The sequence below is a fragment of the Mycobacterium lentiflavum genome (assembly GCF_022374895.2).
Classification (GTDB): domain Bacteria; phylum Actinomycetota; class Actinomycetes; order Mycobacteriales; family Mycobacteriaceae; genus Mycobacterium; species Mycobacterium lentiflavum.
In genome coordinates this window covers 2,761,899-2,773,296 of the sequence record NZ_CP092423.2, presented here as the reverse complement: position 1 = coordinate 2,773,296, position 11,398 = coordinate 2,761,899, and the positions used below count along the sequence as shown (strand labels likewise).

11 protein-coding genes and 1 pseudogene are annotated in these 11,398 nt (G+C 64.9%); 8 read left to right on the top strand and 4 right to left on the bottom strand.

All coding sequences use genetic code 11. The features are described 5' to 3' along the window. Positions 1–189: 189 nt before the first annotated feature. Positions 190–1,110: a TIGR03619 family F420-dependent LLM class oxidoreductase gene (locus tag MJO58_RS12925; RefSeq protein WP_239723039.1), complete on the top strand. Its 921-nt coding sequence runs from the start codon at positions 190–192 to the stop codon at positions 1,108–1,110. A gap of 129 nt (positions 1,111–1,239) precedes the next feature. Here MJO58_RS12925 and MJO58_RS12920 read toward each other — a convergent pair whose 3' ends face one another. Both MJO58_RS12920 and MJO58_RS12915 read right to left on the bottom strand, forming a co-directional pair. Continuing rightward, positions 1,240–2,091: a hypothetical protein gene (locus MJO58_RS12920; protein WP_175364421.1), complete on the bottom strand. Its 852-nt coding sequence runs from the start codon at positions 2,089–2,091 to the stop codon at positions 1,240–1,242. Between the two features lie 79 nt (positions 2,092–2,170). After that, positions 2,171–2,617: a DUF1003 domain-containing protein gene (locus MJO58_RS12915; RefSeq protein ID WP_090601893.1), complete on the bottom strand. Its 447-nt coding sequence runs from the start codon at positions 2,615–2,617 to the stop codon at positions 2,171–2,173. 166 nt (positions 2,618–2,783) lie between these two features. Here MJO58_RS12915 and MJO58_RS12910 point away from each other — a divergent pair, with 166 nt between their 5' ends. The 5 genes and pseudogenes from MJO58_RS12910 (at position 2,784) to MJO58_RS12890 (ending at position 6,800) form a co-directional block, all read left to right on the top strand. Beyond that, positions 2,784–3,173, top strand: coding sequence for a hypothetical protein (locus tag MJO58_RS12910; protein WP_239723038.1), 390 nt, complete (start codon positions 2,784–2,786; stop codon positions 3,171–3,173). Further along, positions 3,173–4,300 carry an FAD-dependent oxidoreductase gene (locus tag MJO58_RS12905; protein WP_239723037.1) on the top strand — a complete coding sequence of 376 codons (1,128 nt, stop codon included), beginning with the start codon at positions 3,173–3,175 and terminating at the stop codon, positions 4,298–4,300. The genes MJO58_RS12910 and MJO58_RS12905 overlap by 1 nt, the downstream gene beginning before the upstream one ends. A 69-nt stretch (positions 4,301–4,369) precedes the next feature. Further along, positions 4,370–5,459 (top strand): annotated as a pseudogene (locus MJO58_RS12900) (zinc-binding metallopeptidase family protein). A gap of 145 nt (positions 5,460–5,604) precedes the next feature. Further along, entirely contained in the window at positions 5,605–6,045 is a 441-nt protein-coding gene (locus MJO58_RS12895) for a flavin reductase family protein (protein ID WP_090608958.1), read from the top strand. After that, complete coding sequence (locus MJO58_RS12890; protein ID WP_090601882.1) at positions 6,042–6,800, top strand: pyrimidine reductase family protein; 759 nt, start codon at positions 6,042–6,044, stop codon at positions 6,798–6,800. The genes MJO58_RS12895 and MJO58_RS12890 overlap by 4 nt, the downstream gene beginning before the upstream one ends. 17 nt (positions 6,801–6,817) lie before the next feature. Here MJO58_RS12890 and MJO58_RS12885 read toward each other — a convergent pair whose 3' ends face one another. Continuing rightward, complete coding sequence (locus MJO58_RS12885; RefSeq protein ID WP_239723036.1) at positions 6,818–7,303, bottom strand: SRPBCC family protein; 486 nt, start codon at positions 7,301–7,303, stop codon at positions 6,818–6,820. A gap of 358 nt (positions 7,304–7,661) precedes the next feature. On the opposite strand from MJO58_RS12885, the gene MJO58_RS12880 reads away from it, so the two are divergent. Both MJO58_RS12880 and MJO58_RS12875 read left to right on the top strand, forming a co-directional pair. After that, positions 7,662–8,003: a hypothetical protein gene (locus MJO58_RS12880; protein ID WP_090601877.1), complete on the top strand. Its 342-nt coding sequence runs from the start codon at positions 7,662–7,664 to the stop codon at positions 8,001–8,003. A gap of 135 nt (positions 8,004–8,138) precedes the next feature. Continuing rightward, positions 8,139–9,932 (top strand): serine/threonine protein kinase PknE, encoded by a 1,794-nt coding sequence (locus MJO58_RS12875; RefSeq protein ID WP_239723262.1) that lies wholly within the window; start codon positions 8,139–8,141, stop codon positions 9,930–9,932. 8 nt (positions 9,933–9,940) lie between these two features. Here MJO58_RS12875 and MJO58_RS12870 read toward each other — a convergent pair whose 3' ends face one another. Then, positions 9,941–11,383, bottom strand: a complete 1,443-nt coding sequence (locus MJO58_RS12870) for an adenylate/guanylate cyclase domain-containing protein (RefSeq protein WP_239723035.1) — start codon at positions 11,381–11,383, stop codon at positions 9,941–9,943. Between the last annotated feature and the right edge of the window lie 15 nt (positions 11,384–11,398).

The following is an 11,398-nucleotide window of genomic DNA, read 5'->3' as shown; positions in this document are numbered from 1 at the left end:
GGCGGCAAGCGCCGACCTGTTCAGCTTTCCGCTGGTCTGCGCCACGTCGCCAGGTTAACAACACAGGCTGGCAGCGTGCGCGGCACTGACCGCTGGCCGGGACACCGCTGGGTGGCCGATTTTGGGTGACGACGGCTGCCGGGTGGGCTTTGATTTCCTTGTCGGCCGCATTCGAGAAGGAGTTCCCGCGTGAAATTTGTCTTCCCCCTTCCGCATATGCTCCGCCTCAAGGCCACGATGCAGCCCTGGGAACCAGAGGTCACCGGGCCCGATCAGACCCGGATGGCCAAATGCGCCGATCAATGGGGATACGACATGATCGCTTTCCCGGAGCATCTCGTCATTCCGGCCGAGCATGTCGAACTGTCCGGGCCGCACTATCTGCACTCGACGGTCGCCCAAGCCCATGTCGCCGGTGCCACCGATCGCATCGCGATCAATTCCTGTGTCACCGTCTTGCCACTGCAGCATCCGATCGTGCTGGCCAAGGCGTTGGCCACCGCCGACTGGATGAGTGGGGGCCGGATGATGGTGACCTTCGGAGTGGGTTGGCTGGCACGGGAGTTCGAATTGCTCGGGGTACCGTTTCACGAGCGGGGCCGCATCGCCGACGAGTACCTCGCCGCGATCGTCGAACTGTGGACCAGCGACGCACCGCAATTCGAGGGCCGCTACGTATCCTTCGACAACATCGTGTTCGAGCCGAAACCCGTTCAGAAACCCCACCTTCCGATCTGGATCGGCGGTGACGCCGACGCCGCACTGCGCCGAGCGGCCCGGCACGCCTCGGGTTGGTGGGCGTTTCTGACACCGCCCGAGCGAATTGCCGAAAAGGTGGACTACATCAAATCCCAGCCGGGCTACGACGGTCGGCCGTTCGACGTGATGCACGGGATGGGAACCAATCGGGTCGGCGAGGGGCATGTCGTCCAGAAGGACATCCGCGACCGGCCGGGTATGAGCGCCGAGCAGATCATCGACAGGTTGAACTGGTTTGCCGAACAGGGCGTGACGGTCAGCGCCGTTCCCATTCCGGCGGTACGCGGCGTCGACGAATATCTTGACTACGCGCAGTGGGTGATCGAGGAGATCAAGCCGAACGTCCGTTAGCTGGGTTCGATCCTGCACACCGCCGTCGGCAAAAAGACCTTCGTTGTTCCGCACGAGCTCAGTTCTCGCGAAATACGTTGCATACCCGCGCCCTGCTGCGGACGGTCACCGACCGCGCCGCTTAGCAGGTCACCGGATCCGCAGACCACGCTTGCGCACCCAAAGCACCGCCGCGATGGTTCCGGCCGCCCACACCGTCAGCGCAATGCCCAGGTGCACCATGCTTTTCGTGTCGCGGCCGAACACCGGCCAGATCAGGGCGGGCACCTTTGTCCAGAGCAGCCGATGCTCCACCCCGTTCATCGGATCGGCGAAGTAATACAGCGCGTAGGGCAGTGTCAGCGCAACGATCCAGCCTCGGGTGCGGCGATGGTCGCCACGCTGCCGCCATCGCCGGGTCAGCGGCGCGACGCCGACCGGGTGCAGCACCGAGAAGAAGTTGCCTACCCCGAGCCAGGACACGATGGGCACCGCGACCGTGGGGATCGTGATGCCCAGGCGCTGCGGTGTTTCCAGCCACAGTGTGAGCACCACCGCCGTCACCAAGGTCGGCAGGCCGACGATCACCAGCAGGGTCACGTTCTTGATCACCAGCACCCGCCAGAACGGCACGCCGTCGGACATGGCCTGGATGACCCGATAATGGTCGGCACCAAGCAGATTCGTAGTGGTGACATCGGCGAGGATCCACGACGAGAAGTAGGTGCCGACCAGGACCACCCAGTCCTGGTGGCGGCCCAGCGTCAGCGGCTGCACCGCCAACCACCCCACCGCGAAGATGAAGTTCGCTACCACGCCCATCAGCCAGGTCCGGGGCGGGGCGAAGGCCCAGCGGATTTCGGCCGCAACGGCCGGCCACAGCGGGCGCGCCAACTCCTTGGCTGCCCGTTTGGCCGCGGCGGGGCGAGGTGCGGATGCCCGCACCATCGTTCGCAAGACGGCACGCAACCGTGGGTGTGTCGTCTGTTGCAGCTCCACCATGTCAACCCCCACCCGATCGACCGACCGCGCGATCACCTGCTCTGCCAATGCTTTTCGCTTCGTTGACCAAACAGGTCACTCAAGCTTGGTGATTGATGAACCGCCGGTGCAGTTCCTGGGTGAGCACATGGATCTCGCGGGTGAGCTCGGTGTTGGTCTTCAACTCCAGCTCCTGAGTCTGAAAGTCGTGGTCGGCCCTGGCCTGTTGGAAGGCTGCCTGACGGTTCTGGCCGATCATCACGAACGTCGACAGGAAGATCGCCTCGAGGGACACCACCAGAGTGAGCGTCGGCCATGGACTGGGTTCCACAAACGCCATCCACACGCCGAACAGGGCCGCGTGCAGCCAGACGAAATTCATCGATCCGGCAAATGCCGTGATCCGGTCCGCCAGCCGCAGCTGAAAGTCGGCGCTGCGCCTCTTGGCTTCGTCCAGGACAGCCGGGTGATGGACCTGTCCGCTGCGCAGCAGCCGGCGTGGGATCAATTGTGGGTTGTGTCGATGGCCGTCGGCGTGGGTCGTCATGAGCCGTTCCTTTCTGCCATGGTGATGCGCGCGCTAATGCTAGTGGCCAAATGGCCGCGCACGGCGAAGACGTTGCGGCTCAGCCGGACCTCGCCGTAACGACGATCGATTCCTCGCCCGGTTGCCAGGCTTTTGTGAAGGTGCCGACGCTGACCTGCTCGTCCGGGTGGTCGGCACCGGGGTCGTTTTGGCCGCGGCAACCGGGTCGCCGTATACGCCCGTGCTGGCGGCCACCGACGTGACCGCCGACGACGGCGCCGATGCCGTGGTCGAATGGCATCCCGACCGCGAGTTGAACCGCGAGTTGAACCGCGAGTTGAAAATGGCGCCGATCGGCTTAGTGAACCACCAATTCGCCTGCCTCGCCTGGGTTCCCCGCAACCGGCCACGGCGACCCGGGTGGCATAGTAGAACGTGTTACAGTTTGCCGATTCCGGCCGGTGGTTTTGCCAGCCGGACGTTTCACGGCGAGGAGGCCCGCATGGATTCCAGCGCCGGTGGCCGCGTGCGTCCGATTTCACGGAAACACTCTGCAGCAGAAGGGAATACGTCCTAATGGCGGCGCGCAAGCGTGTCGTCGTGGCGGGGCTGGGCGACGTGGGCCTGCTGACGGCGATCCGGCTGGCCAAGCATGCCGATGTCGTCGGAATTTCGGCCAAGTCCGCGCTGGTAAGCGGTCAGGAACTCGGCGTCCGAATCTCGCGCCCCGGCGACTGGGCACGCGATTACTGGATTCCTTTCGACCGGTTCCGCGGTTTGGATCGGGTGCGCACGGTGCAGGCCACACTGACCGGAGTGGACCTGGCTTCCCGAACGGTGTTCGGCCGCGGCGGCGACGGCGCGACTATCGCCGAGGAGTTCGACGCGCTGGTGATCTCCACTGGGGTGACGAACGGCTTCTGGCGTCAGCCGACCATGCAATCGGCCGCCGAGATCGGCGCCGGGCTGCACGCCGCGCACAACCGCCTGGCCGCAGCGGACTCGGTAATCGTGGTCGGCGGCGGGGCGGCGGCGGTCAGCAGTGCGGTCAACTTGGCAACCACCTGGCCGGACAAGCGAATTGACCTGTACTTCCCCGGCGAGGCCGCACTGGTCGGGTATCACCCCCGGACCTGGGACCGGATCCGCGGCCGGCTCACCCAACTGGGTGTGGGCGTGCATCCCGGCCACCGCGCGGTGATCTCGAACGGCGCCGCCGGCCACGAGATCACCAGCGAACCCGTCAGCTGGACCACGGGACAACCGCCGGCAACCGCGGACGCCGTGCTCTGGGCCATCGGCAAGGTACAACCCAACACCGATTGGCTGCCGCCCGAACTGCTCGACGAACACGGCTTCGTTCGGGTGTCATCCGAGCTGCAGGTGCCCGGCCATCGCGGTGTGTTCGCCGTCGGAGACGTCGCCGCCAGCGACCCCCTGCGCAGCTCCGCGCGAAACCGCGGAGATTCGTTGGTAGCGCACAACATCCGTGCCGAGTTCTCCGGTCGACGGCTGCGCACCTATCGAACGCCGGGCCGACGGTGGGGCTCGCTGGTGGGAATCCAGGCCGACGGGCTGGAGGTCTTCCTGCCCACCGGCCACGCCTTCCGGCTGCCCGCTTGGTCGGTACAGCGCGTGGTGATGCCGGGTCTCGTCCGCTGGGGCATGTATCGCGGAGTGCGGGCGAACGACCCGCTTCGATAATCGCCTGCGAGCGTGAACGTCTGATCGCGGCGGGTACTGTTCGACTTGGTTCTATGCCACGATGATCGCGTGCGCGCATTCGCCTGCCCGGTGTGCCACGGGTTTGTGACATTCGAATCGCACCGTTGCTCGAATTGCCAGGCCGCGTTGGGTTTTCACGCGCCGTCGATGGCCATGGTCGCGACCTCATCAGGTGCCGCGACGGTGGGCGGTGGCCGGTGGATCGGGTGCACGAAAGCGGGCGACCTGAGCTGCAATTGGCTCGTTCCCGCCGAACAGCCGGATCATGCCAGCCGGGGACGATGCCTGCCCGATTCACTGATCCGGCGGGAACCGGCCGCCGACGACACCATTGCGCTCGAGAAGCTGGTGTCCACCACGGTCGACCTGCGCAGGCTCATCTATCAGCTGTTGGACCTCGCACTCCCGGTGGATCCGTTCTGGCGTGCCGAGGGCGGCCTTGCCTTCGACCTGTTGTCCAGCTACAGCTCGGGGCAGAAAATCGTGATCGGCCTATGCCGGTGGGGTGATCACCATTGACCTGACGGAGTCCCTGGACGCCTACCGGGAATCACTGCGGGTGCACCTCGGCGAACCGTATCGCACGATGCTGGGCCATTTCCGGCACGAGGTTGGTCACTACTACCAGAATCTGTTGGTCGAGACCGGCCCCGGCGTGGGCTATCTGGACGAATGCCGGGAGCTGTTCGGTGATGAACGCGCCGATTACCAAGCCGCAATCGCTCGTCACTACCAGCATGGCGCGCCCGAGAACTGGGCAGAGTCGTTCATTTCGGAATACGCGACGATGCATCCGTGGGAGGACTTCGCGGAATGCTTTGCGCACTATCTGCACATCACCGACACGATCAACACCGTGCGGGAGGCCGGTTTGATTCTGGTCGCCGACCGCGCGAGCGTCGCCGTTCCTCGCGACATCGTTCCACTCGCCTCTTACGCGCAGGCCCCCATCCAGCAACTGCTCTATGACTGGCAATGGCTCGCGCTGTTTTTCAATCGCATCAACACCGCAATGGGTAAGGCGCCGTTGTACCCCTTCGAAATCCCGCCCCCGGTGATCCGCAAATTGGGCTTCGTGCACAAGGTGATATGTCAGGTCGCTCGCAACGATTACACAGGACCGCCGAATACCCTCTGAACGGCCCGATTAGGCAGCCTGACCATGCTGCTGACGGCCATGGAAGTCGAAGTGATTCCAAACGGCACCGAATGGGAATAGAGAGCGGGTGGGCGAGCCGGGGGTTAGTGCGTTTGAGAAGTTGGTGGCGCTGCTCAACTATCCGATGTTCGTGGTAACCACGCAGTCCAACGGGTCGACGGCCGGCTGCCTGGTGGGCTTCGCTTGCCAGGCCAGCATCCGTCCGCCTCGATTCCTGGTCGGGTTGTCCTCGCAAAACCACACCTTCCGCGTGGCCGCCGAGGCCACCCATCTGGCCGTACACGTGTTCGATATCGAACACATCGACTTGGTCGAGCTGTTCGGCAGCCAGACGGGCGATGAGACCAATAAATTCAACCGCTGCCGCTGGCACCGCGGCCCAGCTGAGCTACCCATCCTCGATGACGCGGCCGCCTGGTTCGTCGGCAAGATCCTCGATCGCTTCTCCCTCGGCGATCACGTCGGGCACCTGCTGGAACCGCTGGATGGCGACCCGCCGACCGAAGAGGAGCAATGGGTGTCCTTTGACGATGTTCGCTCGTTGGACCCGGGCCACGAGGCATGACGGCGTCCGATCATCACCGCAAGCAGGCGGACACGGTCAACGATGCGCCCCGCGTCGGGACCGTCAGCGACATCGCCGAACTCGCGTCGTTCTATGCCGAGCCCCCGGACGGGGTGCGCGTCAACATGATCTACAGCGCCGACGGCGCCGCGGCATTCGGCGGTCGTGCCGGCCCGTTGTCGAGCCAAACCGACCAACAGCTGCTGAAGATCCTGCGGGGATTCGCCGACGTGGTGCTGGTCGGCGCCGCCACCGCGCGCGCCGAGAACTACGGCCCGGTGCAGCTCAGCGACGCCCAACAGGCCGAACGGCAGCGCGCAGGCAGGAGCAAGCCGCCCCCGATCGCCGTGATCAGCCAGACCTGCCGGCTCCCGACCAGACTCGTCAGCGACCCGAGCCAACCGCCGCTGTTGGTGACCTGCGCGGAGTCCGCGGCGCGGCACAACCGCAGCAGCGATCAACCATGCGGCGTATTGGTCGCCGGCGAGGACACCGTCGATGTCGCGTGCGCGATTGGGCTGCTCCGCGCGCACGGACTGTCCCGGGTGTTGTGCGAGGGCGGACCGACCCTGCTCGACGAACTCGTGGACGCCGATGTCGTCGTGGAGGTCTGCGTCACGCTGGCCCCCAAGCTCGCCGCGAGCCAACCGATGGGTCACCGACGGCAGCCGTCGCGATTGCCGCTGCCGGCCGCGTTGCGGCTCGAGCACGCGCTGGCCCACGACGACTACCTTTTCTTGAAGTATCGCCGCTGATCCCGGGGCGCCGAGGGCTATCCCCGCGGATATCCGCGGCGCACGGTGCGGTCGAGAATGCCCAGCGTCGCCCGCAGTGCGCCCTCGGAGATCACCGGGAAAATCCCGGCTTCACGCCACTTCGGGTCGATCTTCGACCAGTCGTAGAACGAGGTGACCACGGTGCCCGCCGCGTCCTCGGTCGGCTCGAGCTGGAAGCCGTAGATGTGGCCGATCTGGGGGCGGAGCTGACCGAGGACCGTCCACGCGATCAGTCGGTCCCGGTCGAACTCCGTGATCTCGACGGTGACGTCGTACTTGCCGAATTGTGGGTAGTCGTTGAGGGCCTCGCGGTCCATGTGCACGACGAAGCTCTCGCCGGCCGCCGTCACCGGATCGCCGTCGGCGTCCTGCAGCATTCCCGTGGAGTCGATCGCAACATGACCTTGCGGGTCGCACAGCACCCTGAAGATGTCGGGCGCCGGCGCCGCAATGGTGCGCTGAATCTCAATGCGTTCGGTCATGCGGCCTCCCAGCCAACGTTGATGGGTCGGGAGGTTACTCTACGACGCTCACGCCGGTCGATGTCCGAAACCGGATGCCGCGCAAGGGTTGCCTCGCCGTCCCGCGGCACCTGCGCTGCGCTGCTGCGATGGCGCCAACCGGGGTGCTGTGTCACGGTGGATTGATGTGTCGATGCAGTTCCCGAATACCCGTCCGGGCCTATCCCCCGCCTTGGCCTACGACGGGCAAGTCCGGAGCATGCGCCGGGTTTCACTGCGGTGACACGAGATCAAACGGTCGTCGAATTGCCTGTGCGACATCACCTTCAGCGCACCGTCGTCGGCTTTCACGCGGTTCCAGAGGAGGAGCATCGGCCAGGTGAGCAATTCAGACGACGATGACGGCTACCGCAATATCGCGGTGAACGGGCTGCGACCCAACGAACTTCGCTGGGCGCTAAACCACGATTTCGTTCATGGCATTGCATACGCGTTCAAGAATCCCGTCGCGGTGGCCGACTCCAGCGACGATCCCGACGACGATCGGTTGACCTACTTGGTGCGGATCAGACGCGACCACCTGGCCACGGCGCTGGGAAACATCAACGAATGGATCGTCAAGAATCCCGGTAAGGCCGGGATTCACGCCTATGGGTTCCTCCGGGCACTATCGAGAGAAGGCCTCAGCGAACGCCGGACCGGTGACGAGGAACGCCGCTGATACTCGACGGCTGCTGAAAGTGCTCTTCCGGCCGCGCAACGCGCGCGCTATCGAATTAGCTGGCATTCTCCCTATTCACCGTGCCTCCGGTTGACCCAAACTATTAGCCTTATGCCTGGCACAGAGGAGTCGGCGATGGGTGACACCGCGGGTTCGCGGGAGGGCTCGCGGTTTGGGCCCTATCTGCTGCGACGGCTGGTGGGTCGCGGCGGGATGGGCGATGTCTACGAGGCCGAGGACACGGTCCGTGAGCGGGTCGTCGCGCTAAAGCTGATGTCCCAGACGCTGTCCAGCGACCCGGTCTTCCGCACCCGGATGCAACGTGAGGCCCGCACCGCGGGCCGGCTGCAGGAGCCCCATGTCGTGCCGATTCACGACTTCGGTGAGATCGACGGCCAACTCTATGTGGACATGCGCCTGATCGACGGCCGGGACGTCGCCACCATTTTGAGCCGGTACGGGCCGCTGAAACCGCCGCGGGCGGTGGCGATTGTGCGCCAGATCGGCTCTGCACTCGACGCCGCCCATGCGGCCGGTATCACGCATCGCGACGTCAAACCGGAGAACATCCTGGTGAGCGGGGACGACTTCGCCTATCTGGTGGACTTCGGGATCGCTAGCGCCACCTCCGACGAGAAGCTGACCCAATTCGGCACCACGGTGGGCACCTTCAAGTACATGGCGCCGGAGCGCTTCAGCGATAAGGACGTCACGTACCGGGCCGACATCTACGCGCTGGCCTGCGTCCTGTACGAGTGCCTGACCGGATCTCCGCCATACCAGGGCGATCAGGTCAGTGTGATGAGCGCGCATCTGCACCAGCCGATCCCACGGCCCAGCGCCGCTCGGCCGGGCATCCCGGCGGCCTTCGACCAAGTGATCGCGCGGGGCATGGCCAAAGATCCGCTGGACCGCTATCCCACCTGCGGCGATCTGTCGGCCGCCGCGTACGCCGCGCTGGCCACGCCCGATCAGGACCGGGCGACCGATATTCTGCAACGCAGCCAAGTCGCCGAACTACCGGCCGCGTACGCGAGTCAGGCGCAGCTGGGTTTTGCGTCCACCCCGCCCGCGATGGCGAACCAGGTCCCGGGTTGGCCCCCGTCGGCGACCGGGATCCCCGCTCCGCCAAGCGGACCGATCCCACAACCGACGGGATGGCCCGGCGCTCCCGGCTGGGGCGACCCCTCCAGCGTCGGCACGGCGTGGGCCCAGCCGTCGGCACCCCGGCGCGCAAGCAAAGCGTGGCTATGGGTCGGTCTGGCGAGTTTCGTCGTCGTAGCGCTGGTGGGGGCCGTTCTTGTGGTCGCCCAGCCGTGGCGATCGCCGGGACCGCCCTCGTCCAAACCGCCGACCGCGGCCGACGGGGTTGAGCTCCGCGTACTCGACGACGGCGTGTTGGTGGGCAGCGCGGCGGCACCTGTCACGATCGACATCTTCAACGAACCCATGTGCCCGCCCTGCGGCAGCTTCATCCGCTCCAATGCGGGCGACATCGAAACCGCGGTGAACAACCAGAAACTTGCGGTGCGCTATCACCTGCTGAACTTCCTCGACGACAAGTCGCACAGCAAGAACTACTCCACTCGCGCGGTGGCGGCCACGTACTGCGTCGCGGCCCAGAACGATCCGAAGCTCTACATGAACTTCTACTCGGGGATATTCGCCAGCGCCTTCCAGCCGCAAGAAGGCGCCCCCGAAGACCGGACCGACGGCGAGTTAGCGCAATTGGCCAAGACCGTCGGTGTCGACGCGAACGTGATCAACTGCATCAAAGCCGGCGACGACATGGCCACGGCCAAGACAAAGGCCGACGCCGGCGACACGACGCTGGCCGGGTTCAATGCCTCTGGGACACCGTTCGTTTGGGACGGCAACAAGTCGATCAACTACCAAGACGCGACCTGGCTGACCAAACTTCTCGGGTAGTCCCCGCGTCAGGAACGGACCGGATCGGCGCCGTTGACTGCCGACAGCGCTTCCCGCACGCCGGCCGGAACCGACGTATATACGGCGAAGAGGTCGCAAACCCCTTCTTGCATATCGCATTCGATCACCTTCACGAACGCTTGCTGGCCGGCAACCTCGAGAGCGAGGTCGTCAAACGGACAGACCGTCACTTCGGTGCGAATGCGAAGCGCTTCCACGCCGCTGGCGATCACCTCGGCGGCATGTTGTTCGCCGAGGATTTTGTCCCTGATGATGGCCATGCCAATCGGTTTCGGCACCGCGAGACTGCTCAGGACCCGGTCGGCACTGGGCAGCTGAAGGTCGTACTGGCCGGCCAGGCCTCTGACGTCGTGGACGGTCACCGGATCATTAAAGCCCTTCGCGCGGATCTGAAACGAACCCAAAGTGCTCGCGATGCCACTGATCTCGCGATGTGTCCAATCGGAGACCAGAACCTGGCCGCCGACGGTGTGCGCTTCGATGCGGGCGACCAGGTTGACCGTCTTGCCGACCGCGGTGTACTTCTGCCGTCGCCGCGAGCCGATGGTGCCGACCACGACCTCCCCGGTATGCACGCCGATCCCCAGCGCAAGCTCCGGTAGCCCCTGTTCGCGATGCCCCGCGTTGAGATCGTTCATCGCGAGCTGCAACTCGAGTGCGGCGACGACCGCATGCTCGGCGGCGTTGTCGTCGGTGATGGGTGCACCGAAGAAGACGAGCAGGCCATCGCCGAGGATTTCGTTGATCGTGCCGTTGCGGCGGAACATGACCTCGGTCGCTCGCTCGAGGAAGCCGTTGAGCACCTGGACCACCTGTTCCGGCGGAAGAACTTCGGACAAAGCGGTGAACCCACGAATGTCGGCCATCAGCACCGTGAGCGTGAGTCGCTCACTGCTCAGGTTTCCTTCCGGGCGCGCCAGTAGCCGCGCCTTGACCTCTTCGGAGACATAACGGCCGAAGATCTCCTCGACACGGCGCTTCTGTTCGGTCAGCTCCTTCGCCTGTCGCCGCGCATCCTCGCCGGCTTGCAGTTCGCGCACGATCGTGACGGCCTTGGTAATCGTGGTCCGCAGGTCTGCCACATCAAGCGGTTTGACTTGAAAGTCGAAGGCCCCCCGCATCATTGCCGCGCGCACATTCTCGAGATCGTTGTAGGCGGTGAGCACGATGGTCTTGAGCGGGCGACGCAGCTTTGTCACCTCGGTGAGCAATTCGAGGCCGTTCATCTGCGGCATGTTCAGGTCGGTGATCAAGACCTCGAGATCCGGGCTCGCATCCACCAACTTCAACGCGTACACCGGATCCGTAGTGAAGATCAGGTCGTACTCCCCGCGCTGCAACTCCTTGCGGAACCGGCCCTTGAACAGTGCCCCGACGTCTTCTTCGTCATCGACGACCAGAAGCCGCACCGGTTGATCAGTCTCTGGCACAGTGGCCCCAATCGT